The following is a 23,395-nucleotide window of genomic DNA, read 5'->3' on the forward strand; positions in this document are numbered from 1 at the left end:
AGCAACGGCACGCGTCACCCACGCGTGCCGTTTGCTTTTGTTGCCGGCGCCCCGCAATAGTTAACGTGAACAACCCACGAGATATTCCCAGCTGGCAATAGCCCTCTTCGCTTTTTCGCCACGAAAGAGCGCTTGTTCAATTAGCCTGGTGAATGTCCGCACGCGGCGACGCCGCCCGCGCTACGCTCACCTATGATGCTTAGGACGCCACGTGGTTTTCTGATCGCTGTCCGCCAATAGCACGCACTATTCGGACAGCTTGCGGGCGCAGAGTGAACACGGCGCACCGCAACCGCGACGCGCCGTACCCATAAGCGACGATGGCAGCGCGCCACGAGCCGGCATCGCCAATTCGGATTGGAGACGCGCAATGAAATTTATCGTCCTATGGAATGGTCTGCCGACCGCCGAGAGTTCCGTCATCGAACGTTTCATGAAGACCGGCGGCCGGGTGCCGGAGGGAGTCAAATTGCTGGGACGCTGGCACGCTATCGGCGGCTTGCATGGCGTTGCGATCGTCGAGTCTGACGACACGGGCGCGATGGCGGCGCTGGCGCTCGAATGGGGCGACCTGCTCACGATGAACATCTCCCCGGCCTTGACCGACGAAGAACTGGGCGGCGCCCTCGGCAAATATGCCGCAGCGGGTAACAAGTAAGCACGCCATGAACGCCGGGCTCGCCGCGCCGCTTCCGAGCGGGCAACTGCTGCCGTTCCGCGAATCGCTGCTTGCGATGCTCGGCATCGCCTTCGTCGCGATGCTGGTGGCGCTGGATCAAACCATCGTCGGTACGGCGCTGCCGCGTATCGTCGCCGAACTGAAGGGCTTCGACCTGTACGCGTGGGTCGCGACGTCGTACATGCTGGCCTCGGTCATCACGATTCCCATCTTCGGACGGCTGGGCGATCTATTCGGCCGCAAGCGGTTTTTGATCGCCGCGATCCTGTTGTTCACCGGCGCCTCGGTATTGTGCGGGCTCGCCAACAGCATGTTGTTGCTGGTGATTTCGCGCGGCCTGCAAGGGATCGGTGGCGGCATTCTGATCGGCACGGTGTTCGCCACCGTCGCTGATCTGTTTCCCAATCCGAAACTGCGGCTGCGCTGGCTGGTGTTCGTCACCTCCGCCTTCGGCGTGTCGAACATGATCGGACCGACCCTCGGCGGAATGCTGACGCAGTACGGCGGCTGGCGGCTGGTGTTTTTCGTCAACGTGCCGGTCGGGATCTTATCGCTGCTGTTCGTGCAACGCTTTCTGCCGCCGCTGCTTCACCTGCGGCACAAGGGGCCCGTGCGACTCGACTGGCTCGGCGCGTTCGTGCTCGCGGTCACGTTCGGCTCGCTTCAAGTGCTGATCGAACTGTTTCCGAGACGCGGTTTCGACACCACGACAGTCGTGCTAACCATCGTAGCGGCGACTTGCGGGCTGATTCTCTGGCTATGGGAGCGGCGCATCGGCTATCCGATCGTGCCCGTTGACATGCTCATGGACCGCAAGCTCTCCGCGCTCTTCGCGATGTCGGTGCTCGGCGGCTTCGCGCTCTTTTCGCTGGTGTTCTACGTACCGCTGCTGTTTCAAGGCGGCTACGCGATGTCGGCGCATGACTCCGGCATGCTGATCACGCCGCTGCTGCTCGGCACGACCGTAGGCAGCGTGCTCAACAATCGTATCGTCACACGGATCCGCCGCGCGAACGGCATCATGTATGCCGGTTTTGCGCTGTCCGCGCTCGCCTGTCTCAGCGTGGTCGTACTACGGGGCACGGAACCGCATCTCGTGTGGGCGTCGTGCATGGGAATCAGCGGGCTCGGCCTCGGTCTGGTGGCAACCAGCCTGACAGTCTGTTCGCAGCAGATCGTCGCGCGAGATCATGTCGGCGCAGCCACCGCGCTGCTTCAATCACTGCGGACGTTCGGCGGCATGCTCGGCACGGTGATGACCGGCGCGTTGCTCGGGCATCTCTATTCGCGCGGCGTGCATCGCTCACTCGATTCCTATCAGGCGACGCAGTGGTTCAAATCCTTCGCCAGTCCTGAACTGTTGGTGGACCGCGCGGAACAGGCCGCGCTGATCAATCGTCTGGTGAGTGCCGGCCAGTCGGGCGACGCCATGATGAGGTCCGCGCGCGAAGCGCTGGTGCAATCCATTCACATCGGCATTCTGGTGGCCGGCGCCGCCGCGTTGATCGGCCTGTGTCTCGCGTGGTTCGTGCCCCCCGTGCGGATCAGCTATCCGGAAACCGAGCTCGCACCGGACGGGCAACCACCCGCCGACGCCCTACCCCCAAACCGCAGCGCACTGTAAGCGCGCCGCCGGACGTCCTCGAATCTTCTTCTTGCGTTCTGTATCACTCGATATATAATCGCCTTCTATATCGACTGATACAGAACTAGTCGTCAGTGACGCTGGAAGGGCATTCACCATGGCAAGACCCCGCGAATTCGATGAACACGAGGTGCTCGAAGCCGCCAGCGCGGCCTTCTGGACGAAGGGCTACGAGGCGACCTCCACGCGCGACCTGGTCAAATCGACCGGCCTGACACAGCCGAGCCTCTACAACGCCTTCGGCGACAAGCGCACGCTGTATCTGCGAGCGCTCGAGCATTATCTCGAGCACACCTTGCGCGAACGGATCCGGCGATTGGAACGCACCGTATCGCCGGCTCTAGGCATCACGATGTTTTTCCAGGAGATCCTTGAGCGAACGCTCGCCGATCCCGCCCAGCGCGGCTGCATGCTGGTGAACTCGGCGCTGGAAACCACATCGGAGGACGAAATATTCCGTGACATCGTCGCCACGGAATTCGCCGAAATCCGCGCGTTTTTTTACCGCTGCGTGGTTGCGGCCGGCGAGAGCGGCGAAATCACCACCGTCGTTTCCGCCGATGACGCCGCCACTCATCTGCTCGCCACATTGATCGGCGTTCGCGTTCTCGCGCGCGTCAATCCGCAACAGGCGCTGCTCATCGGCGCGATCGCGCCGGTGTTGCTGCTGCTCGGTTTGCCTGCCCTCCCGGCAACCGACAACGGCGTCTGAGCCCGGCGCCTGACAAGGCGCGTCCCTTCGCTTCGCTTTCCCCACCGACATCCGGCAGCGCCGCTACCAGCGCGCACCGGTAAAGGAACCGTCATGTCCGCTGCACCCATAGCGTCCGATAGTCCAGTCTCACTCGATGCCCGCGCGCTCTTCGCAACGCTCGCGGGGCTGTGCGGCAGTCTCGTCGCCATCGGCCTCGCCCGCTTCGCATACACGCCGTTGATTCCCTCGCTGATCCAGGCGCACTGGTTCACGTCGTCGCAAGCGGTGACGCTCGGCGCGGCGAATTTCGCCGGCTATCTGGTTGGCGCGTTGATCGGCCGTCCGCTCGCAGCGACGCTGTCGAACCGCAGCGCGTTGCGCATGCTGATGGCGGTGGTGACGGCCGCCTTCTTCGCTTGCGCGTATCCGCTTTCGGTGAGCTGGTTTTTCACGTGGCGTTTGTTGTCGGGCATTTCCGGCGGCGCGATCATGGTGCTGGTAGCGACATCGATTCTTCCGCACATTCCGGCGCCGCGCCGTGGCTTCGTGAGCGGCATGATCTTTCTTGGACTCGGCTTGGGTATCGCGGCATCCGGCACATTGATTCCGCAGTTGCTTCACTATGGTTTGCAAACCACGTGGATCGGTCTCGGCGCGGTGGCACTGGTGCTGACCGTAGTGAGCTGGTTCGGCTGGCCTTCGACGAATCCACCCGCACCGGTCGTGCCGTCCGGCGCGCATCACGCGGCGCGCCCTCACGGCTTGACGCTGCGCGTGCTGTACGCGCAATACGCGGCGAACGCCCTCGGTCTCGTGCCGGCGATGGTACTGCTCGTCGACTATGTCGCTCGCGGCCTGGGACGCGGCGCGGCAATCGGCGCGAACTACTGGGTGCTGTACGGCCTCGCTGCGATCGCCGGACCGGTGATCTGCGGCAACGTGGCCGATCGCATCGGCTTCGGCAAGGCGTATCGCGTCGGACTGCTTCTGCAAGCGGCCGCTGTCGCCATGCTCGCGTTTTCGGGCAGCTCGTTCGTGCTGGCCGCCTCGACCGTGATTCTCGGCATCTTCACGCCAGGCATCGTGCCGCTCGTGCTCGGCCGCATTCATGAACTGGTGCCGCACGATCACACCGAACAACGAGCTGCATGGAGTCGCGCGACGACAGCCTTCGCGCTCTTCCAGGCGCTCGGCGGCTATGGGTACTCGTACCTCTTCTCGCATACGCATAACGACTACGCGTTGATCTTCACCTGTGGAGCAGTGGCGCTAAGTATTGCCTTCGTCGCTGATCTCCTTGCGTCGCGTATCGGCGCCGCACGCCACACCGCGATGTAACTGGTTTCGAACGTGTCCCGCTCGACTTTTAGCCTTGGGCATGCGGCTTGCTCAATCATCGCACCGATACTGCCTTTCGCAGGAACGCCCGCAGGGCGTGCCTTGCGCGGCTGTCGTGAAGGCAGGTCCAATCAACCAGGCGGAGGTCATTTATATGTTGGGAACTATTCTTCTAGTCGTGCTGATTCTTCTGCTCATCGGTGCGCTCCCCACGTGGCCGCACAGTCGTGCGTGGGGTTACGGTCCCACGGGCGGTCTAGGCCTCGTTGTGATCGTGGTGATCGTATTGCTGGTCGTCGGCGTCATATAGCCGCAACTTGCTTAAGCATTTCGTAGTGCCCGTGTTCTTCGGAATCGGGTCGGCCGCCGGATATCGGTGCAGTTCGCTGCATGGATATCCGGCGGCCTTGCTATGTGGATGGTCGATGCACATTCCCACCTTGTCACGCCGGGAGCAGCGATGGAAAAGTTACTCGCGAATCAGGTCGCTCTGGTCACGGGAGTAAGTTCGGGCATTGATTCCGGCGTCGCCAAAGCGCTCGCGGATGCTGGCGCGGTCGTTAGCCGTTGCCTTCGAGAAGTTGCTCGAAAAGATCCGCGTCGCCCATTTGCCCGCCTTTGAGCATGATCTCCATGCCGTCGAGTTCCGCGCGATCGGCGTGGAGACGGCACACTGTGACGCCCGCCGATAACGGCGCGAGATACGAGAGTCCCCATGCGCCGAGCGCGCGTACGGCAAAACTCGACGTGTCGCCGCCCGCAATGCCGATGCGGTGCAAGCGCACGGCGCCCAGTACCTGTTGCAAGAGTGAGGCACAGGCATGCGCGAGTTGCGGCAGCGCGCCGCCTTCGCTCGACGCGCGGCGCGTCGTGAAAGCCAGCACGTTGCGTCCGTCGCGCAAGGGCCCGGCTATCGCGGCCAGGCGCTCCGCCAGATAGTTGGAGGCGGCGTCACCGGTCATTTTCAGCGGGTCCAGTTCCACACGCAGATAGGATTGCGCGGCGCCGATCTGCACTTCGGTCAATGGCGAGAGACTGCCCGCCAATACAAATACGGGGCCGCGCGCGGGAGTCAGCAGCGGCATGGTTCGGGTTTCCGCAGTGGCATCTTTAACGCGGTTGTCATGCGCCAACGCATAAGCCTGAGCGACGCTGCTCGCACCGACCGCGAGCAATGGCGCCGACGCCGCGGCATGACGCGCGATCACGCGGCCAATCGCTTGCAGATGCGAATCGCCGAGCACGTCGAACAGCACGGCGTCGGGTTTCGAATCGAGCCGGTGCTGCACTCGCGCTTGAAGTTCGGCGTCGCCGTGCGCATAGCAGCGCCAGTCGATCGATTGCACATTCTTCACACCTTGGCGCTGAAGATGCACACGCAAGTCCGCTTCGTTCATCGGCGTAACGGGATGGCGGCTCATCGTCGGATGACGGTCGATGCGGTAGATCGACTGCGCGCTATCATCCGCGCCGGCTGCCGCGAAGAGTTCACCGAACACGCAATAGCGCCGCAGATTCGGCTGACCGCCAACCACCACGACGAGTTCGTTCGCGCAGTACTCGCGCAACGTGCGGATCGCCACGCCGATGCTACCGGTTTCCGGCGCGCTATCGAACGTCGAGCACACCTTGTAGTGCATCACCCGCACGCCGAGCGCGGCGAAGGCGGCGCCGACACGCTCGAGTTCCTGCCGCTGCGTGGCGGGCGGCATGGTCCGCGCGGCGCCCGCTACGCCGAGTGCGTCGAGCCGGCCGAGCATCGAAAGACGCGCGGCATCCGGCGGTGCGAAGAACAGCATGGTGCGCAAACCGGCGCGGGCGAGATGGGCCAGCGTGTCGGTTGCGCCGGTGAAGTCGTCGCCGTAGAAGGCGTAGGCGGGACCGTTGCTATGTGCTTCGTCGCTCATCTTTTGTTCCGTGCCGCCGGTGATGTTCACGTGCGGCTGCCGAAAAACGCCAAGGCGCGCCGCAACTCCGGCATGTGCTCGGCGTACACCGGCAGCGGCGTGCCCGCCTGCACCGCAGCCCACGCCTGGCGCACGCTCGTGACGCCTGCCGCGGGGCCGTCCGGATGCGCGAGAATGCCGCCGCCTGACATGAACAGGAGGTCGGTGGAGCGCACGGCGTCATATGTCGCTTGCACGGTGCCGGCCCATTGCCCTGATGAAAACGCCGGCAGCACGGTATCGTCGCAACCGGCGGCGAGCGGCGTCGCGCAATCGCGTGCCGACTCGATCACTTCGGCGTCGCTCTGCGCGAATTTGCCGGCAAGGCCATGCACGTGCATATGATCGACGCCGCTCAGTCGCCACAACGTCTGATACGCCTGAAACGACATGCCCAACGCCGGATCACGCGACATCATGCCGTAGCCGTTGCGGTGCGCGTGAAGCACGAGCGGCGTCGCGCGGCGCAGCGTCTGGATCGCGGAAAAGCCGCACCAGTTGATGCTCGCCATCACGCAACTGCCGCCCTCGCGTTCGACCAGTTCCGCGTGACGGCGCATGGCGTCGAGGTCGTCGGTGATATTGAACGCGACCATCACAGGACGGCCGCTACGTTCACGGTAGCGGCGCACTTCGGCCATCACCGCCCGCACGCGCTCCGCCAGCGGCGCATGGGCGGGATTCGCGCATACTTCGTCGTCCTTGACGAAATCGACGCCCGCTTCGCACAGATCGCGCACCAGCGCCGCCGTTTCCGCCGCGCTCAGGCCGACGTTCGGCTTGATGATGGTGCCGATCATCGGCCTGTCTTTCACGTCCGTCAGCGCGCGCGTGCCGGCCACGCCATGACGCGGTAACTCGAACCGCGCACGGTACGAAGCCGGCAAGCGCAACGACAGCAGCCGCATGCCGGTCACTTCGCCCAGATCGTACAGATTGCCGGCGACGGTCGCGGCCAGCGTGGGCAGATTCGCGTCGATGTTGGCGAGCGGAAACGACAGCGTGATGCGCGCACGCCGCCACGGTCCCGGTGTGCTTTGACGCTCGAGCCATGCGTTCGGCAAGCTGGGTTGTGCCGCAGCCTCCAGTTCCTCGATGCGCAGCACGCTCGCGCGGCTGCGCGCGCGCAGCGCATCGGATTCATTGGCGACGCGCACGAACGTGCCGCTCGATTGCTCGCCGGCCATGACATCGGCGACACGCGCGGGATCGAGCGGCGTCTCGATCAGATAGTCGGCCTCGAGCGTATCGTCGTCGACGGCGCGCGGTTGCAGCGTCTCGCTCATAGCGTGCCCAGATCGGGAAAGCGGCGCACCGGCTCGCGGCCGTCCCAGTCGCACGACGCCGCGTAGATCATGTCGAAGAGCTTGCCTTTCGGCCCGGCGATCTCGGACAACTCGATTACCGTGCCGGGATGATTCTCCGTATCGAAGTAGACGAAGCGCCCGTTGCGCCCCACTTCGCCGCTCATCGCGACTTTGAAACCCTGCTCCTGCAGACGCGCGAGATCCGCGTCGAACGACGTGGTCCAGTACGCGTTGTGCTGCAAGCCGGTATGGCCCGCGGCGAGAAAGTCGCGATACATCGAGGGCGCGTCGTTGCGTGTCTGGATCAGTTCGACCTGCAACGGTCCCGAGTTCGCCAGCGCCACCGAGTTGTGCACCTCGTACGATTGCCCACGGTAGGTGTAGTTCTCGATCGGCACGCGTTCGTTGTAAAACCACGGACCTACGCCGAGCACGCGGCTCCAGTAGTCCATCGCGGCCTCGATGTCCCGCACCACATAACCTGCCTGCCGGATTTCGCCAAAGAAACGACTCATGAAACTCTCCCGATGCTGCGGGGTTGAAAGACGAGCGACGCCCCGGCGCGGCGAAAGCGCGGCGCCCGAAGGTCGAACCTGTTAATAAACTTGAGAGACCTGCTTAGAGAAAACCGATCGAAATCCAGGGAATCGCCGCGACCAGGATCAGGCCGAGGATCAACGCGCCCATATACCCGACAATCGGACGAATGCCCGCATCGGGATTGACCTTGCTGATCGCGCACGCCGAGTAGTAGCCGACACCGAACGGCGGTGAAAAAAGACCCACGCCCATCGAAAGAATCACGACGATCGCGTAATGCACTTCATGCACGCCCGCGAGCCGCGCGATGGGAAACAGCAGCGGCCCGAACAGCACAATGGCAGGAATCCCTTCGAGCACGCTGCCGAGCATCACGAACACGACAATCGACACCGCGAGAAAACCGTACGCGCCGCCGGGCATCGAGCCCATGAGTTGCGCGAGGTCCTGCGAAAAGCCGGATTGCGTGAGCGCCCAAGCCATTGCCGTGGCGCAGCCGATGATGAAAAGAATCGCGCCGGACAAAGTCGCCGCATCCACCAGCATGCGGCCAAGCCGCCGCCATTCGAAGCGGCGATACACCAGCAGGCCGATCAGCATCGAATAGGCGATGCCGATGGTCGACACCTCTGTCGCCGTCGCCACGCCTTCGACCACCGCCATGCGAATCACGAACGGCAACGCCAGCGCCGGCAGCGACACGATGAACAGACGCCCGATCTGCCGCTTGCTGAAACGCTGCGCGCCGCTCAGGTCTTCCTTGCGATAGCGCCACCACACCACCACGCAAAGAATCAGCGCGAGCACCGCGCCCGGCAGCATGCCCGCGGTGAAGAGCGCGGATATCGACAGCCCCGTCACTGAACCGATCGTGATCAACACGATGCTCGGCGGAATGGTTTCACTTTGCGCGCCGGTCGTGGCGAGCAGCGCAACCAGATCGCCTTCCGAAGCGCCGCGTTTTTTCATCTCCGGAAACAGCACCGGCGCGATGGCCGCCATGTCGGCCACTTTCGAACCGGAGATGCCCGACACCAGATACATCGCGCCGATCAATACGAACGACAACCCGCCATGCACGTGACCGACGAGACTTGCGAGAAACTCGATCATTGCGCGCGCCATGCCGGTCATTTCGATCAGCAAGCCGAGAAACACGAAGAGCGGCACAGCGAGCAGCACGAGATGCGACATGCCTTCGTCCATGCGGCCGACCACGACTTCGAGCGGTGTGAAGGTCGAGAGTCCCAGATAACCGAACGTGGCAAGCGCAAACGAGAAGCCGATGGGCACGCCAGAGAAAATCCCGATCGCCACCACGCCGACGAAAAAGATCACCAGATTGGTTTTGCCGAGCGTCTGAAACCACGGACCGGCGAACACGGCCACCGCGGCTAGCACAGCCGTAATTGCGAGCACGATCACGACGTCGCGCACACGGCTAACCTGGGCGAGACGGATCAGACCGACCAGCAGCATGAGCGCCGCGCCGATCGGCAAGGCGAGCGCGCGCCATGCGTTGCTGATCTGCAAGGCGGGCGTCACGATCGCTGCCTCGCCGGACGCATAGTCGTAGGCGGGAGCGATCAGCAGCGCAAGCAACGCGATCGATGCGGCGATCGCCAGCGTGTCGACGAACGCGCGCCGCTGCGGCGAGAGTCGGCTGACCAGCGCCGTCATCCGCATATGTTCGCCGCGCCGCAACGCCAGCACGGCGCCGAGCATGGCGAGCCACAGGAACAGAATCCCGGCCAGTTCATCCGACCACACGAGCGGCTGATGCAGTACGTAGCGGCACACCACGCCCGCGAGCATCACGACGATTTCCACGACGAGCAGCGCCGCCGCGCACACTTCGACGAGCGCGATCAAGCCGCGATCGAAGCTCCTCAGCCAGCGGCGCGGCATGCTCGCCGCGTGCAACGGCACGCCCGCGTCCGCCGGATTCAATGCGTGATTCGACATCCTGCTGTCTCCTCGCGGCGGCTCGCCGCGCTTCGTCTCAGGCTCACCCGTATGCAGCACGCTCAAGCCAGCTTGCCGACCGATTGTTCGAGCAGGTCCCACGCCTGATTGCCGAACTTGCTCTTCCACTCGGCGTAGAAACCCGCCTGGCGCAGCGCCGCGCGGAACGTGTCCGGCGCGGGACGGTTGATCGAGAGACCCTTGCTTTGCAGATCCGCGACCGCCGCGTCGTTCAGCTTGCGCACGTCTTCACGCTGCCTGAGCGCCGACTGGTTGAACGCGTCGCTGGCAATGCCCTGCAAATCCTTCGGCAAGCGCTGCCACGCGCGCGGGTTCAGCACGAACCAGTAGCCGTCCCACATGTGATTGGTAAGCGAACAGAACTTCTGCACTTCGTAGAGCTTCGCGACCTGCACGATCGGCAGCGGGTTTTCCTGCGCATCGACGATATGGGTTTGCAGCGACGAATAGACCTCGCTGAATTGCAGGCTGGTCGGCGCAGCGCCGAGTCCCTTGAACATGTCGATGCTGAGCGGACTCACCGGTACGCGAATCTTCAAACCGCGCATGTTCTGCGCGCTGGTGATGGCGCCGGTGCTGGTGGTCGTCTGACGAAAACCGTTGTCCCACATCTTTTCGAACGATTCGAGCCCGGCCTTCTGCATCGCGGCGCGCACGTAGGCGTCGAGCTTGCCGTCCATGGCGCTCCACACCTGGTTGTAGTCGCTGAACGCAAAGCCCACCGCGTTGATCGCAACCGATGGCGCGAGCGTCGATACCACCAGCGCGGACGGCGTGAACATTTCGATGCCGCCGCTGCGCACCTGCGCGAGCATGTCGGTATCGCCGCCCAACTGGTTGTTAGGGAATATCCGGATCTCCATGCGCCCTTTCGACGCCTCTTTGATCTGATTGGCCGCTTCCTGCGAGCGCACGTTCAGCGGATGCGTGAGCGGCAGGTTGTTGCCGTACTTGAACACGAACTCCGGGCCGGACGCCGCGCGCACGATGGCCGGGAAGCCCAGCGCGCTGGCTACCGGCACGGCGGCTGCGGCACACAGCAGGGTGCGTCTCGCGAGGTTGGTCATTTGAGCGTCTCCTTGCTTATAATTGATGTGACTGTCGAATCTATCAAAAACCATCATCGCCTGCTCGCTACGCCGTGATTTCCGGTCGCCGGTGTTGAGTCGTCGCGTGATAGCTGCAAGACTAGGCGTGCGCGGCAAGTGCTGTCAAACCGCGAACTTGATGTTTTTTGATGGAATTCCCTTCTGCGAAGGACCGCTATGTCCGAAACGGTTCACCTCACCGCCGCCGCGCGCGCCCGCATTCCCGACATTGCACGCGCCGCCGGTGTTTCGACCGCCACAGTGGATCGTGTGCTCAATGGCCGCGAAGGCGTGCGCGCCGTGACGGCGCAACGCGTGTTGCAAGCGGCCGCCCAACTCGGTTATCTGCTCACGCCAGAGGCGCCCGTCGTGCCCGCCTCGAAGCCGATGCGCATCGCGTTTCTGCTGCCCGCCGGCACCAACCGCTATTTGCACATGCTCGGCGACTACATCGACTTCGCACACGATCAGTGGAACGCGTTGGACATGAAGTGCCGCGTGCACTACGTCGAGAGTTTCAACCCGAAGGAACTGGCCGACCGTCTGTTGCACTACGGACAGCGTGCGGATGGCGTCGTGTTCATGGCGCTCGAACATCCGGTTGTGCGCGACGCCGTGAATGCATTGGCGGACCAGGGCGTGCCGGCCATCACGCTGATTTCGGATTTATCGAATGCGCGGCGGCTGGCTTACGTGGGCATCGACAATCGTGCGGCGGGACGTACCGCTGCGTTGCTGCTCGGGCGCTTCATGGGTCCTCGGCCGAGCGGGAAGATCGCCATGCTCGCGGGCAGCCTCAACTATCGCGGGCATGAGGAACGTGAGATCGGCTTTCTGCATTTGATCGAATCGACGTTTCCACAAGTGCGTGTGATCGGATTACGTGAGGGACACGACGATAGCGAACGCAACTATATGCAGACGCGCAAGCTGCTGGAGCAGCATCCCGATCTTGCCGGCATTTACAACAGCGGCGGCGGATCGGATGGCGTGGCGCGCGCGATTGTCGAGGCGCGCTCAGAGCAGAAGATTCTGTTTGTCGGTCATGGCTTGACGCCTGACACGCGAGCGTTGCTGATCGACGGCACCATGGATGCGTTGATCACGCAAACGCCGCAAGCGATGGTGGGAAATTGTCTGCGCATTTTTCGCAACGTGCGCGAGAAGCGTGACGCGATGAGCGACGTGAAGCCGGTGCAATTTAGCATCGTCCTGCGGGAGAATTTGCCTTGACGTTAGCGTGGCGGCGTCGATCCAAACTTGCATGCGGTGAGGTTCGGCGCCTACTCGGCAGCATCGAGCAGCCACCGCTGGCTTGAGATGACACGTCAGGCACGCCGGATGCTCAATCACCTTCGTATTCAAACCTCGATACGAAAGGAGATCACATCATGCCTTACCTTCTCGGCTGGTTGCTTGGCGTCCCGTTGATCGTACTGGTCATCCTGTACCTCATCTTCCACTAATCCATAGAACCTGCTCGTTTGCGCAGTTGATCCGAGGTTCGTTCCACTGCGCCGCAGCCCCACCCGGCTGCGGCGCGAAAGGCGGCGCCGGCGTCCGGGCGTCGCCTTTCGCGCGTCCGCGCGATGCATGCGCGCCGACGCATCGAGGCACCTATCTTTCCGCTTGCGCTGCGCGGAATGGCGCGTAAAACTAACCTTCCCTAGTCCGCGCAAAATGCCATATCTGCACACGTGCGCTCAGAATGTGTGCGAGGCAAGGAGGGACCGATGGCCAGCAACGAGTACACGCTGTCACACCAGGACGTGGTGAAAGCCGTCATTATTCATCAGGATATTCACGAGGGTTTCTGGACGCTGAACATCAATTTCGACGTCGCCGCCAGCCACGGTCCGCAACTACCCGACCCGTGCCTTGCCTTGACGATCAAAGGCATCGGCATCATGCGCGCGTCGCCTGCCGATCCGTTCGCAATCGACGCCGCACTCGTCAATCCGCCGGCTCAGCATGTCGAGGGAACGGTACGCATCGCGGCGGCTGTCAACGGCGCGCATCAAAGCGGCATGCAATTCTGCCGCGACGTCTATCGCAATGTCGCGGTACAGAGCGCGGTCAAAACGCCTACCAAACCAAGTTGATCGAGGAGGCACGCGTCGCTTTTAGTTCAAGGCGACGCGCGTGGTGCAGTGTCCGCCGCACGATCCAGTCGACGCGCTCAGCGCACCGCCGCCATCAGCGCGCCCATGCTGACCAGCACACTACCCATCAAACGATTCACGGCGCGCAGCCGCTTCGGCCGTTGTAAAACGGTGCGCAAGCGGTGCGAGAAAATTGCCGTCGACGCCACGCCCAACGCAAACACGCATGCAAATGTAGCGGCCAGCAAAAGATATTGCTGATTCGCGGACCAGTGCGCCTCATTCGAAGGAGCGCTAATGAACTGCGGAAAGAACGACGGAAAAAAAAGCAGCGTCTTCGGGTTGAGTCCCGAGGTGGCGAAGCCGCGCCAGAACAGGCTTCGTTGCTGAGCGTCGGCGGCCGGCGTCGCAAGACTTCCGCTGTGCCATTGCTTGCAACCGAGATACACCAGATAGATCGCGCCGGCCCAGCGAAGCGCGGTCAATGCGCGCTCGTCGATCAGCAGCAGCGAGTTCAGGCACAACGCGGTAAAGAGCAGTTGCAGAAGCACCGCGCAGGTGCCGCCCCACACGCACGGCAGCGCGGCGCGCCAACCGGCGCCGAGTGCCTGACTCATCGTCAGCACATTGACGGGACCGGGGAATAGACGAGGACTAGAGAAGCAAGAAAAAAGGAAACGTACAACTGGATCGACATCGGAAGGCGTGTGGCTGCGGCATGCCAGTGCATCCCGCCGCTATCCGCGCGGGTCGAGGAGCCCGGTCGTGCGGACGATCATGCTGGCCAGCATTCGGTTAGGAACATGCGTCCATGCCCGGCGAGCGCGTCTTACGGCGCTGGTAACGCCGCAATTCGCCCGCGTGCTGCCTCCTGTGAAAGACAGCGAGACACCGGATGGCAGCTTGTGGCCGCGCAAGGCCGCAGGCGCGAGGCCCGCAGCCCGGACGGTTGTCCCGGGCATGAATGCACCCTGAAAATATACCGGCACGCTGGCTGGATAGGCTTCTTAAAGCAATGAGCTTCCCACGCGATGTCGGGACAATCTTCCTTTAGAATGCGATTTTCCAGAACAAGCTTCCAGTACCGCCTATGACCACCCGAAATCGCCCGCTCGACAACCAGGATCGCAAGATCATGCGCGAGTTGCAAAAGAACGCGCGCCTCAGCAATGCCGAGCTGGCGGAACTGGTCGGCATGTCGACCACGGCGTGCTGGAATCGCACGCGTCAGTTGGAAACGGAGGGGTATATCCGCGGCTACGTCGCGCTGCTCGATCAGCAGAAGCTCGGCTTCGCGGACATCGTCCTGCTCGAAGTGACGCTGGACCGTCACGACGACGACGCCCTCGCCCGCTTCGGCGCCGAATTGGCGACGCTGACCGAAGTGCTGGAGGCGTATCTCGTGTCGGGCGACTACGACTATCTGGTGAAAGTGGCGGTCGACGGCACAGCAGGTTACGAGCGGTTCCTGCGCGAGAAGCTCTACAAGATCGCCGGCATCCGGCATAGCCGCTCGATGTTCGCCTTGCGTTGCATGAAGAGCATCCCGTCCGTGCAAGTGTGAAAAACGTGAAGCGCACTTGCCTGAAAGCGCGGACTCACGTTCAGCGCAACGCCTTCTGACACGCCGCCAGCACCGCGCCCGCCGCGAGCAACAGTGCGGAATACACGAGCCCGCGCGCGAGACCCGCGCCGTCCGAGACCCAGCCGATCACCATCGGTCCGACGATCTGCCCGAATGCAAACACGATCGTGAACGCGCTGATGCCTTTGGCCCAATGACTCGCGGGCAGATTGTGGCGCACGAAAGCCGTGGTCGACGCCACGGCGGAGAGAAACGTCGCGCCGAACAGCACGCCGGACACGAACGCCACCCACGGTTGCGTGAACAGCGCGGGCAGCAGCGTCGCGACCGCGAGCAAAGCGTTGAGCACCGCGAGCGCCTGGCCACCGCGCATGCGATCGAGCAACCCCGACCACACGCGCGCCGAGACCACCGTCGCCACGCCTAGCAGCAGATAAAAACCCGTAACGACAGCCGCGCTCATGCCCGCATTGCGCAGGAGTGCGACGATAAACGTCATGTAGCCGATATAGCCGACGCCGAACAAGCCGTAGCCCGCCAGCGCGAGACTGAATCGCGGCCAACGGGGTGCATCGGCGGCGGCGTGTGATTGCGTGGCCGACGACGCCGTCGCGTGCACGCTCTCGATTTTTCGCGCGGCGCCGATGGCCACTGCGGCGAGTACCGCACACGCGAGCGCGAGTGCGAACCACGCAAACTGCCAGCCGTGCGCGACGTTGAAGATAGTCAGCGGCACCAGCACCGACGACGCCACGATGCCCCATCCCGTGCCACCGTAATACAAGCCGAGGACGAGCCCTGCGTCGTGCGGCCTCGCCGATGCGAGCCGCGCCGCCAACACGCCGCCGCTGATAAAAACCGCCGCGCTGCTCACGCCGGTGATCACGCGCAACACGAGCAGCGAGTCCGTGTCGGCAAGCAGCCCGCTGACTGCCATCAGTAGCGCAGTCGCCACGCAACCGCCGCCGAACAATGCGCCGGCCGACCATCTGCGCGCAAGGCGCGGAAAAGCCAGGGCACCGAGCAGATAACCCAGCGCGTTGGCCGTATTCATCGCGCCGGCTTGCGCGAAGCTCCAGCCGAGGTCGAGTTTCATCGACGGCAACAGCAGTGCGTATGCGAAGCGTGCGAGCCCGAGCGCGATCGCGCTGCCCAGCGACAGCGCCGCGGCGAGCATCAGCGTGGGGAGGCGTTGCGCCGCTTCGGTGGCCTTGGAAGTCGATGCGGTCTCGAATGTTTTTGTCGGCATGGGCAAGCGAAAGTGGGCAAGGAGGCTGTAAGCCGCTTTTGCCAAAAAGGCTGAATTCGGCACTTCGCCATCATATCCGGGGGCGCCGGGCGCGGTTGACCGTTAGTTGCGTTGATGCCTTCCCTTCGCCTGCGCTAGCTGCCGGTGGTTCGCGCCGTGCGCCGAACAGGCGCCAAACCAATCCACGAACATGCCTTCTAAATGCGAATGATTTGCATTTACTAGCAAATTAGCTCATTATTCAGCCCATACCATTCGCCGAAGCCGAGATCATGACGACACTAGACATCAGCCGCCCCGAAACCGACAACCAGCGCCCGGCGGCGGCAAAGCCTGCCGCCGGCGCCGGGCCGAAAGCTTCGGCGGCGCTCGAAGTCCTGCTGTCGCGTCAATCGCAATGGCCGCTGACCGAGCCCGGTCCGGCGGACGCCGAGCTCGAACTGATCTTCGACGCCGCCTTGCGCGCACCGGATCACGGCAATCTGCGTCCCTGGCGCTTTGTGACGATTCGCGGCGACGCACGCGGACCGCTCGGCGACGTGCTGGTCGACCTCGCCTGCGCCCGCTCGCCGGACGAACCGCGTTCGGCGCATGCGCATCGCCGGCAGAAGGCATTCGCCGCGCCGCTGCTGATCGCACTCGGCGCGGCAATCTCGGCGCATCCCAAGGTGCCCGAGATCGAGCAATTGCTGGCCGCCGGCGCGGCGGCGATGAACATGCTCAACGCGATCCATGCGCTCGCTTATGGCGGCTTCTGGTCCACCGGTCCGGACAGTTATGAGCCGCGCTTGCATGACGCATTGGGCTTCGCGCCGAACGAGCGCCTGCTCGGCTTCCTGTTTGTCGGCACGCCGAAAACGCCGGGGCAAGCACCGGCACGTCCGGCGCGCAGCGCACACGTGCGCGAGTGGCAGCCGACGCAGCCGGCTCAAAGCTGAAGCAAGCGTCGGTAACGGCATCAAACGTGAGCATCTGACGCAGGCTCTGCGTCTTCGCCCATCCGTCGCACGCGACAAGCACTGGCCTGCGACGCGGCACCCGCCCCATCCGGCCGGCGCGATTCATTGGACCGTGTCCATTCAGGAGCATCGATGAACTTTCGCTCTCAACACAGCAGCCGCCCGGAACTGATCGACGATCATCCGACCGATACCGCCGACGCGCCCGACCGCACCGTCCTGAGCGCCGTTCGCACATGGCTGCGGCCCGCCTGCGAAACGGCGCGCGGCGGCGTGCACTGGCGCGACATTCTCAGCGGCATCGGTCTGCGACCGGACGGCATCGAACACTTCGATCTACTGATGCGTTCGCTGATGCACGTGTCGTATCGGCCACTCGATATGCGCTGCCGCTGTGCCAGCGATCTCGGCAAGGACGAAGCGGTGATCCTGCAGACCATCGCGCTGCTGCAAAAAACGCATAGCGGTGCAGCGTTGCGCATGTTGAACGAATGGCTGCCCGCGCCCGCGGTGAGTGGTGTCCTGAAGCTGATTCGCTGGTTCGCCATCGATCTGCTCGACGCCGGTGTGGAACTCGACGTGCAAGCCCGGCGCGTCACGTACATGCATTGAGGAAGCAGGCCTATGCCATTGGAACTGGATCTGGCTTGCCCGGCGGCTTCGCGCCCGCGCGATAGCGGCGAGTCACGCGAAGTCGCCGCTGAACGCAGTGCTGGCGAACATGCCGTGCAGCCCGCCCGCCTCGCACCCACTATTGCCGCCGCGGCCACACCCGCATTCCTGTCCCATCCGCTGACTCGCAACTATCCGTACAACGTCGCCGCGCCGAGCGCAGGCGAGTTGCATCTTTGGCGGTTCCGCTGCGAATGGCTGCCGGTGCCCGTGCAAGAAGGCGATAGCTGGCTGTCGAAGAGCGAACGCGAGCGTGCGCGGCTGCATCCGAACGCCGCGTTGCGCAAACGCTTTATCAGCGCGCGAGTGGTCGTGCGCTGGATCGTCGGAAATCTGTTCGACTGCGAACCGCAAGCCGTCGATTTACAGGATGACGGCAACGAGAAACTGCGTGCGCGTCATCCTCGCGACGGCCGCGGCATCACAATCGATATCGCTTACGGCGGCATCTGGATTGTGATCGGCGTTGCGTCGGCGACGCTAGGATTGAGCGTCGTCGTGCCCTCGCCAGCCGCGGCGCCCGACGAGACGCCGGAAGCCTCGCAACGCCGCGCTCGCTACGGCAGTCTTTGCAATGCGCTGCGCTATGCGCCCGTCGATATCGATGTCGAACTGCTGTTCAGCCACTCCGCAAACGGTGCGTTCGATCTCGCGGAACACGGCCGCTGGCATGTGCTGGATGTGCCGATGGCCGGCAAGATTCGCGCTGCGGTCGCGCTTGCGCAGCCGGCCATGCAGCGACTCACACAGGTCCACGCGTTCGGCTGGCCGAAGGCTTTGGCGTTCGGACAGGTCAACGCTTAGCGCGCTGTGTTTGTTTGTGATTACCGAAGCGCGGTCACTGACCACGCGACGCACGCAGCGTAGCTGTCCGGTGCCACAAGCCAGTGCGCGGCGACATCGCGCATATCGTCTGGAATCTGCTTGCGCAGCGTCACGCGCTTGCTCTCACGCGGCAGCACCGTCAGATGTTGCAATCCGCGCGTGATCCCCGCGCCCGTTGTCTTGACAAGCGCTTCCTTGGCGACCCACGCATCGTAAAACGCATCGCTCTGCTGACCTACGTCGAGGCGTTCGATCCACGCGACTTCTTCCGGATCGAGCGTCAAGGCCGCAATCGAATGCCAATCGAATTTGTCGCTGTGCTGCTCGATATCGACGCCCACGCGCCGAACCGGCGACATCGCGATCAGTCCATGCGCACCCGCATGCGATACATTGAAATCGAAGCGATTCGAATCCGCGAGATGGGGTCGGTGATTGGCGTCGAGCGCAAAACGCACGGCATGTGCCGCCATGTCGAGCCGCCGCGCGAGCTCTTCACGCAGCGCGGCGCGCACGGTCGCGAAGCGCAGCGCGTCTTCATGGCGGCGAAAGGTGCGGGCTCGCGTGCGTTCGTCCTCGCTGAGGGATGCAAAAGCCGGCGCGTCGAGCGACGCAGTGAAGTCGATGTCCATCCGCCACAACGCAATGTCGGACGGGCCATCGTGCGGCAGCGGAACGGGGTCGATCGAATACATGCAAAGGTTCGGACGTAATGGGCGCAATCGCGGACGCATAACCGCGACTCTACCCGATATGACGTACGAAGCCATCGATCTCGAGCGACGCTCAAACCTTCGGCGTGTCACCGATGTGGCACATCAACTGACAGAGGGTGGGATGACATCCGAGAGACTGCGGCACGTTCTTCGCACAGGCAGCGAACTGCCGCGACCAGATCGCATCGTCAGATGCTCCTGCCTGAGCGCCACGGGAAATTTTTTCACGGCACGCTGTCAGCGTCGCAGCCAACGCTTTCGCGCTCAAAGGATGCGCGTAATTCACCGTTGGATAGTCGCTAAACAACTGCCCCAACGGCAAATCTTCGACCGACGCCAATTCTCCGACGGCGAGTTGCGTGGCGATTTGCAACACTTCGCACTCGACTTCGAAAAAAAACGATTCAGGCGCTGCACGGCCAGGCGCGTAATGGTTAATCCAGAGCAACGCCGATTCGGCAAACTGCGCAGGAGAAAGCCACTTTCCGTCGACTTTCATCGACGCCAACTCTTGAACGACAAGGTCGCTTATCAAAAACAATTTCATCTCGTGTCTCTCTCTAGCCGAACGTGGGGAAATTCCCACCGGCAACGCACGAGGACATGGTGCGCCGGCACGAAGCAACCTGGCCCACCGGAACGTCACATCCTATGCGATCTGATCATCCTTCCCTCAACAAGCCGACTAGTATGAGGCAGCGCTTGTGCCGCTTTGCTAAGAAGAATCTGATAGTCAGAAAGAAAAAATTGAGATGAATCGCGGATTGTCTTCCGCGAATTTGAGAGGAAGCGCGCAACAAATCACTACTATTGACGTCTTCCGAAATCTGCGTTGCGCAAAGTCAATCTTTGCTCGCGCTATGCGGTTATGCAGCCAACGGACGCGCTTTACCATTTCGCGCCGACACGTCGGCCACGCCGTCGCGAGCATGCCGCATCGCTTCGAGCAGCGTGGCGTGATCGCCGATATGGTTGGCGAGCAGCAGGATCAGTTGCGCATTGGCCGACTGGCTCTGCGCATCGTCAAGATCGCGATGCATATCGATCAACGCCTCGTAGAAATCGTCGGGGCGGGCGAGATTCGATTGCGTGTTCAGTGTCATGTCTGTCTCCTGTCGACCAGAGTTGGCGCTTTAACGCTTACTCCGATCCCATGCAAATTGCTTGCGGCTATTGTTTTCCTGATGCCGCACGTTCAAGCCGTGCCTTCGACGCACAGTGCGCGTTTCAATGCATGCGCGACATCACCCGCATCGAGTTGCCGCCAGCGCGCGCAAACATGCTGGTCCGGACGAATCAAATAGAACGTGCCGGGTTTTGCGTCGTAGCGTGCGTGGGCCAGCCCTTCGATATCGTGCGCGACTTGCGCGTTCGCAGACACAAAGGCCTGCGGATCGCCATGCGTCACAACGACGAGCTTCAACGGAATCGGCCCAGCGCGCAACGTGTCCAACGCGGCCCGAGTCGCCTGATCGACACCTTGATCGCCGCACAACAGCACGCCGGTGAATTGCTGGCCGAGTTGCTGCAGCAGCCATGCCGGTTGTCCCGCCACCTGCACCGGTGCATCGACGCACGAGGCGCCCGGCACCATCGCCCCTTCAAACGGGTCACGGTCCGCTGTATTCAGCGGAGAATCACGCAACACCGCCGGCACTGACAGCCGGCCGCTATTGGCCAATTGCCGCGCAAACGGATGATGACGCGAGAGCTTCAGCACGGCATCGCGGAACACACGGCTCACGGGACTCTTCGGCGTGATGAAATCGGTGGAGCGCGTGGAGTTGCGGATGTTTTCGTCGGCGGCGAATTCGCGTTCGCTTGCATAGGTATCGAGCAAAGCATCGGAGGCCTTGCCTTCGAGCACCATCGCCAGTTTCCACGCGAGGTTTTCCGCGTCCTGCACACCGCTATTCGCACCGCGCGCGCCGAACGGCGACACGCCATGCGCGGAGTCGCCGGCGAACAACACGTTGCCGTGCCGGAAACGGTCCATGCGCAAACACGAGAACGTATAGACGCTGACCCATTCCAACTCGAACTTCGCGTCCGGCCCGAGCAGCGCACGCACGCGCGGAATGACGCGCTCCGGCGTCTTTTCCAGCACCGGGTCGGCGTCCCACCCTAGCTGGAAATCGATCCGCCACACATTATCCGGCTGACGATGCAGCAGCACCGATTGATTCGGATGAAACGGCGGATCGAACCAGAACCAGCGCTCAGTGGGAAACTCCGCTTCCATCTTGACGTCGGCGATCAGGAAACGATCCTTGAATGTCACGCCTTTACTGTCGAGTCCCATCAGATTGCGGATCGGACTGCGCGAGCCGTCGGCGGCGACCACATAGCGAGCGCGCAACGCGTACTGACCATTCGGCGTGTCGACGGTCAGCGTTACGCTGGCGTCGTGAGTGCCGGGCGTACCGCTTTGCTGCACGCCGACCACTTTGCTTTTCCAGCGGATCTCGAGATTCGGCATCTCCTGCGCGCGTTCGAGTAGAAAGCCTTCGACGTAGTACTGCTGGAGGTTGATGAACGCGGGCCGGTTGTGGCCCGCTTCAGGTTGCAGATTGAACGTGTACACCAACTCGTCTTTCAGAAACACCTTGCCGACATTCCAGCTAATACCCTTGTCCACCATTCGCTGGCCGCATCCCAAACGGTCGAAAATATCGAGCGAGCGTTTCGAAAAGCAGATCGCGCGCGATCCCGTGGACAATGAACAATCATCGTCGACCAGCACGACCGGCACGCCCTGCTGCGCGAGATCAATCGCGGTGGCGAGGCCCACCGGGCCCGCGCCGACCACGATCACGGGATAGGCCGCATGGTCCGCACCGCTCTGCGCGCTCTGTTCACGACACGGCTGGTATTCGAACGACAGCGTCTGGTAGTTGATGCTCATCTTGTGTCTCCGTCCTTCTCCGCTCTGCGGCGTCTTGCTGTGCGTCTGTTCTTATCAGGCTTGCAGCGCGTCCCACATTTCCTTGTCGCGCTGCGCGGTCCAGATACGCGGATGCGTGATGCCGCTCGCTTCGTCGAAAGCGCGCGAGACGTCGAACGGCAGACAGTGCTCGTAGATGAAGACATGGCCGAACTTCGGGTCCATCGCCTTGCGCGTGTGCGCCATCGCGGCCTTCAGATCGAGTTTCTGTTCGACGGCTTCACGGCCCTGTTGCAGCAACGTGGTGACGAAGTCTTTCGTGTAATCCAGACCCTTGTTGACGTCTTCCGGCGTGGTCAGCGCGGGGCCGCGGCCCGGCACGAGCTTGTCGGCCTTCAGCGCGCGCAATGCCTCGAGCGTGGCCGGCCATTGTTCGAGCTGCGCGTCGCCGCAATAACAGGCCGCGTCGTACTCGACCAGGTCGCCGGAGAACAGCACCTTCTGCGATGGCAGCCACACCACCGTATCGCCCTTCGTATGACCCGCGCCGAGATGCGCGATGCGTACTTCGAGCTTGCCGAGGAACAGCGTCATTTCCTTTTCGAATACGAGCGTCGGCCACGTCAGGCCCGGCACCGTTTCGACGCCGGCGAACAGGCGCGGGAAGCGTTCAATTTCCGACTTCATGTCCGCTTCGCCGCGCTCGACGATCATCTCGTACGTGCCGCGGCTCGCGATCACTTCCTGCGCGCCTTCTTCGAAATACGCCGATGCACCGAGCACGCGCACCGCGTGATAGTGCGACAGCACGACGTATTTGATCGGCTTGTCCGTGACGCTGCGAATCTTCGCGATGAGGTCTTGCGCCATGGCCGGCGTGGCGGTGGTGTCGACGATCAGCACGCCGTCGTCGCCGATGATCACGCCCGAGTTCGGATCGCCCTCGGCGGTGTACGCGTAGGCGTTCTCGGATAGCTTCGTCCACGTGACTTTCTTGACTTCCAGATCGGCCTGGGATGCGAATGCCTTTGCCATGCTTGTCTCCCTCAAAAGTTGGACGTGAGGCGAGACGGCAGGCTGCGCGAATGCCGCGCGGGCTGACAGTATTGGAGGATTGTCTCGCCCCGTTTTTGACTCTGTGACTGCGCCGGTGTGTCGGGGTGAATGCATCTTAGGACGG

General features: G+C 62.8%; 22 protein-coding genes and 2 pseudogenes. 12 read left to right on the forward strand and 12 right to left on the reverse strand.

Annotated features, from left to right (window positions below; all coding sequences use genetic code 11):
• Positions 1–370 precede the first annotated feature (370 nt).
• The 6 genes and pseudogenes from P0D80_RS38985 to P0D80_RS39010 all read left to right on the forward strand — a co-directional run.
• Positions 371–658 carry a DUF3303 domain-containing protein gene (locus P0D80_RS38985; protein WP_132378894.1) on the forward strand — a complete coding sequence of 96 codons (288 nt, stop codon included), beginning with the start codon at positions 371–373 and terminating at the stop codon, positions 656–658.
• A gap of 7 nt (positions 659–665) precedes the next feature.
• The gene (locus P0D80_RS38990) at positions 666–2,303 is read left to right on the forward strand and encodes an MFS transporter (protein ID WP_408291727.1); all 1,638 of its coding nucleotides are present in this window, start codon (positions 666–668) and stop codon (positions 2,301–2,303) included.
• Between the two features lie 118 nt (positions 2,304–2,421).
• Complete coding sequence (locus P0D80_RS38995) at positions 2,422–3,036, forward strand: TetR/AcrR family transcriptional regulator (protein ID WP_408177289.1); 615 nt, start codon at positions 2,422–2,424, stop codon at positions 3,034–3,036.
• Between the two features lie 93 nt (positions 3,037–3,129).
• Positions 3,130–4,356, forward strand: coding sequence for a YbfB/YjiJ family MFS transporter (locus tag P0D80_RS39000; protein WP_408291729.1), 1,227 nt, complete (start codon positions 3,130–3,132; stop codon positions 4,354–4,356).
• Positions 4,357–4,510: 154 nt separating this feature from the next.
• A complete protein-coding gene (locus P0D80_RS39005; RefSeq protein ID WP_012429014.1) occupies positions 4,511–4,666 on the forward strand; it encodes a DUF3309 family protein in 156 nt (51 codons plus the stop codon).
• Positions 4,667–4,816: 150 nt separating this feature from the next.
• Positions 4,817–4,921 (forward strand): annotated as a pseudogene (locus P0D80_RS39010) (sugar dehydrogenase); the annotation flags it as partial.
• Here P0D80_RS39010 and P0D80_RS39015 read toward each other — a convergent pair.
• The 5 genes from P0D80_RS39015 to P0D80_RS39035 all read right to left on the reverse strand — a co-directional run bounded on the left by P0D80_RS39015 (position 4,917) and on the right by P0D80_RS39035 (position 11,202).
• Positions 4,917–6,263, reverse strand: coding sequence for a four-carbon acid sugar kinase family protein (locus P0D80_RS39015; protein WP_408291731.1), 1,347 nt, complete (start codon positions 6,261–6,263; stop codon positions 4,917–4,919). The pseudogene P0D80_RS39010 and the gene P0D80_RS39015 sit on opposite strands and share 5 nt — an antisense overlap.
• Positions 6,264–6,289: 26 nt before the next feature.
• Complete coding sequence (locus P0D80_RS39020) at positions 6,290–7,588, reverse strand: ribulose-bisphosphate carboxylase large subunit family protein (protein WP_408177293.1); 1,299 nt, start codon at positions 7,586–7,588, stop codon at positions 6,290–6,292.
• A complete protein-coding gene (locus P0D80_RS39025; protein WP_408177294.1) occupies positions 7,585–8,124 on the reverse strand; it encodes a VOC family protein in 540 nt (179 codons plus the stop codon). The genes P0D80_RS39020 and P0D80_RS39025 overlap by 4 nt, the downstream gene beginning before the upstream one ends.
• Before the next feature lie 103 nt (positions 8,125–8,227).
• Positions 8,228–10,114 carry a TRAP transporter large permease gene (locus P0D80_RS39030; protein ID WP_408177295.1) on the reverse strand — a complete coding sequence of 629 codons (1,887 nt, stop codon included), beginning with the start codon at positions 10,112–10,114 and terminating at the stop codon, positions 8,228–8,230.
• Between the two features lie 62 nt (positions 10,115–10,176).
• Entirely contained in the window at positions 10,177–11,202 is a 1,026-nt protein-coding gene (locus tag P0D80_RS39035; protein ID WP_408291734.1) for a TRAP transporter substrate-binding protein, read from the reverse strand.
• A 198-nt stretch (positions 11,203–11,400) separates the two neighbouring features.
• Here P0D80_RS39035 and P0D80_RS39040 point away from each other — a divergent pair, with 198 nt between their 5' ends.
• Together P0D80_RS39040 and P0D80_RS39045 are read left to right on the forward strand one after the other, a co-directional pair.
• Positions 11,401–12,456 carry a LacI family DNA-binding transcriptional regulator gene (locus P0D80_RS39040; protein WP_132378910.1) on the forward strand — a complete coding sequence of 352 codons (1,056 nt, stop codon included), beginning with the start codon at positions 11,401–11,403 and terminating at the stop codon, positions 12,454–12,456.
• Between the two features lie 500 nt (positions 12,457–12,956).
• On the forward strand, positions 12,957–13,325 hold the full coding sequence (locus tag P0D80_RS39045) for a hypothetical protein (RefSeq protein ID WP_408291737.1): 369 nt from the start codon (positions 12,957–12,959) through the stop codon (positions 13,323–13,325).
• A 77-nt stretch (positions 13,326–13,402) separates the two neighbouring features.
• Here the strand turns inward: P0D80_RS39045 and P0D80_RS39050 are convergent.
• Positions 13,403–14,022: pseudogene (locus tag P0D80_RS39050) on the reverse strand (LysE family translocator).
• A 393-nt stretch (positions 14,023–14,415) separates the two neighbouring features.
• On the opposite strand from P0D80_RS39050, the gene P0D80_RS39055 reads away from it, so the two are divergent.
• Positions 14,416–14,889, forward strand: a complete 474-nt coding sequence (locus tag P0D80_RS39055) for an Lrp/AsnC family transcriptional regulator (RefSeq protein WP_408177297.1) — start codon at positions 14,416–14,418, stop codon at positions 14,887–14,889.
• A 40-nt stretch (positions 14,890–14,929) separates the two neighbouring features.
• Here the strand turns inward: P0D80_RS39055 and P0D80_RS39060 are convergent, their stop codons facing one another.
• The gene (locus tag P0D80_RS39060; RefSeq protein ID WP_408177298.1) at positions 14,930–16,159 is read right to left on the reverse strand and encodes a YbfB/YjiJ family MFS transporter; all 1,230 of its coding nucleotides are present in this window, start codon (positions 16,157–16,159) and stop codon (positions 14,930–14,932) included.
• A gap of 272 nt (positions 16,160–16,431) precedes the next feature.
• On the opposite strand from P0D80_RS39060, the gene P0D80_RS39065 reads away from it, so the two are divergent.
• The 3 genes from P0D80_RS39065 to P0D80_RS39075 all read left to right on the forward strand — a co-directional run bounded on the left by P0D80_RS39065 (position 16,432) and on the right by P0D80_RS39075 (position 18,594).
• On the forward strand, positions 16,432–17,097 hold the full coding sequence (locus tag P0D80_RS39065; RefSeq protein WP_408291739.1) for a nitroreductase family protein: 666 nt from the start codon (positions 16,432–16,434) through the stop codon (positions 17,095–17,097).
• Positions 17,098–17,250: 153 nt separating this feature from the next.
• Positions 17,251–17,730: a hypothetical protein gene (locus P0D80_RS39070; RefSeq protein ID WP_132378920.1), complete on the forward strand. Its 480-nt coding sequence runs from the start codon at positions 17,251–17,253 to the stop codon at positions 17,728–17,730.
• 12 nt (positions 17,731–17,742) lie between these two features.
• On the forward strand, positions 17,743–18,594 hold the full coding sequence (locus tag P0D80_RS39075; RefSeq protein ID WP_408177300.1) for a 4'-phosphopantetheinyl transferase family protein: 852 nt from the start codon (positions 17,743–17,745) through the stop codon (positions 18,592–18,594).
• A 20-nt stretch (positions 18,595–18,614) separates the two neighbouring features.
• Here the strand turns inward: P0D80_RS39075 and P0D80_RS39080 are convergent, their stop codons facing one another.
• The 5 genes from P0D80_RS39080 to P0D80_RS39100 form a co-directional block, all read right to left on the reverse strand.
• Positions 18,615–19,310: a 4'-phosphopantetheinyl transferase family protein gene (locus P0D80_RS39080; protein WP_408291742.1), complete on the reverse strand. Its 696-nt coding sequence runs from the start codon at positions 19,308–19,310 to the stop codon at positions 18,615–18,617.
• 91 nt (positions 19,311–19,401) lie between these two features.
• Complete coding sequence (locus tag P0D80_RS39085; protein WP_408177302.1) at positions 19,402–19,878, reverse strand: hypothetical protein; 477 nt, start codon at positions 19,876–19,878, stop codon at positions 19,402–19,404.
• A gap of 319 nt (positions 19,879–20,197) precedes the next feature.
• Entirely contained in the window at positions 20,198–20,434 is a 237-nt protein-coding gene (locus P0D80_RS39090; protein ID WP_408177303.1) for a DUF2783 domain-containing protein, read from the reverse strand.
• Positions 20,435–20,526: 92 nt separating this feature from the next.
• On the reverse strand, positions 20,527–22,236 hold the full coding sequence (locus P0D80_RS39095; protein WP_408291744.1) for an FAD-dependent oxidoreductase: 1,710 nt from the start codon (positions 22,234–22,236) through the stop codon (positions 20,527–20,529).
• Positions 22,237–22,290: 54 nt separating this feature from the next.
• Entirely contained in the window at positions 22,291–23,250 is a 960-nt protein-coding gene (locus P0D80_RS39100) for an MBL fold metallo-hydrolase (RefSeq protein ID WP_007178302.1), read from the reverse strand.
• Positions 23,251–23,395: the final 145 nt, after the last annotated feature.

Source organism: Paraburkholderia sp. RL17-373-BIF-A (genome assembly GCF_046030175.1).
GTDB lineage: Bacteria > Pseudomonadota > Gammaproteobacteria > Burkholderiales > Burkholderiaceae > Paraburkholderia.

Coding starts and splice junctions, on each gene's coding strand:
- P0D80_RS38985 (WP_132378894.1), top strand. CDS start 371: ATGAAATTTATCGTCCTATGGAATGGTCTGCCGACCGCCGAGAGTTCC.
- P0D80_RS38990 (WP_408291727.1), top strand. CDS start 666: ATGAACGCCGGGCTCGCCGCGCCGCTTCCGAGCGGGCAACTGCTGCCG.
- P0D80_RS38995 (WP_408177289.1), top strand. CDS start 2,422: ATGGCAAGACCCCGCGAATTCGATGAACACGAGGTGCTCGAAGCCGCC.
- P0D80_RS39000 (WP_408291729.1), top strand. CDS start 3,130: ATGTCCGCTGCACCCATAGCGTCCGATAGTCCAGTCTCACTCGATGCC.
- P0D80_RS39005 (WP_012429014.1), top strand. CDS start 4,511: ATGTTGGGAACTATTCTTCTAGTCGTGCTGATTCTTCTGCTCATCGGT.
- P0D80_RS39015 (WP_408291731.1), bottom strand. CDS start 6,263: ATGAGCGACGAAGCACATAGCAACGGTCCCGCCTACGCCTTCTACGGC.
- P0D80_RS39020 (WP_408177293.1), bottom strand. CDS start 7,588: ATGAGCGAGACGCTGCAACCGCGCGCCGTCGACGACGATACGCTCGAG.
- P0D80_RS39025 (WP_408177294.1), bottom strand. CDS start 8,124: ATGAGTCGTTTCTTTGGCGAAATCCGGCAGGCAGGTTATGTGGTGCGG.
- P0D80_RS39030 (WP_408177295.1), bottom strand. CDS start 10,114: ATGTCGAATCACGCATTGAATCCGGCGGACGCGGGCGTGCCGTTGCAC.
- P0D80_RS39035 (WP_408291734.1), bottom strand. CDS start 11,202: ATGACCAACCTCGCGAGACGCACCCTGCTGTGTGCCGCAGCCGCCGTG.
- P0D80_RS39040 (WP_132378910.1), top strand. CDS start 11,401: ATGTCCGAAACGGTTCACCTCACCGCCGCCGCGCGCGCCCGCATTCCC.
- P0D80_RS39045 (WP_408291737.1), top strand. CDS start 12,957: ATGGCCAGCAACGAGTACACGCTGTCACACCAGGACGTGGTGAAAGCC.
- P0D80_RS39055 (WP_408177297.1), top strand. CDS start 14,416: ATGACCACCCGAAATCGCCCGCTCGACAACCAGGATCGCAAGATCATG.
- P0D80_RS39060 (WP_408177298.1), bottom strand. CDS start 16,159: ATGCCGACAAAAACATTCGAGACCGCATCGACTTCCAAGGCCACCGAA.
- P0D80_RS39065 (WP_408291739.1), top strand. CDS start 16,432: ATGACGACACTAGACATCAGCCGCCCCGAAACCGACAACCAGCGCCCG.
- P0D80_RS39070 (WP_132378920.1), top strand. CDS start 17,251: ATGAACTTTCGCTCTCAACACAGCAGCCGCCCGGAACTGATCGACGAT.
- P0D80_RS39075 (WP_408177300.1), top strand. CDS start 17,743: ATGCCATTGGAACTGGATCTGGCTTGCCCGGCGGCTTCGCGCCCGCGC.
- P0D80_RS39080 (WP_408291742.1), bottom strand. CDS start 19,310: ATGTATTCGATCGACCCCGTTCCGCTGCCGCACGATGGCCCGTCCGAC.
- P0D80_RS39085 (WP_408177302.1), bottom strand. CDS start 19,878: ATGAAATTGTTTTTGATAAGCGACCTTGTCGTTCAAGAGTTGGCGTCG.
- P0D80_RS39090 (WP_408177303.1), bottom strand. CDS start 20,434: ATGACACTGAACACGCAATCGAATCTCGCCCGCCCCGACGATTTCTAC.
- P0D80_RS39095 (WP_408291744.1), bottom strand. CDS start 22,236: ATGAGCATCAACTACCAGACGCTGTCGTTCGAATACCAGCCGTGTCGT.
- P0D80_RS39100 (WP_007178302.1), bottom strand. CDS start 23,250: ATGGCAAAGGCATTCGCATCCCAGGCCGATCTGGAAGTCAAGAAAGTC.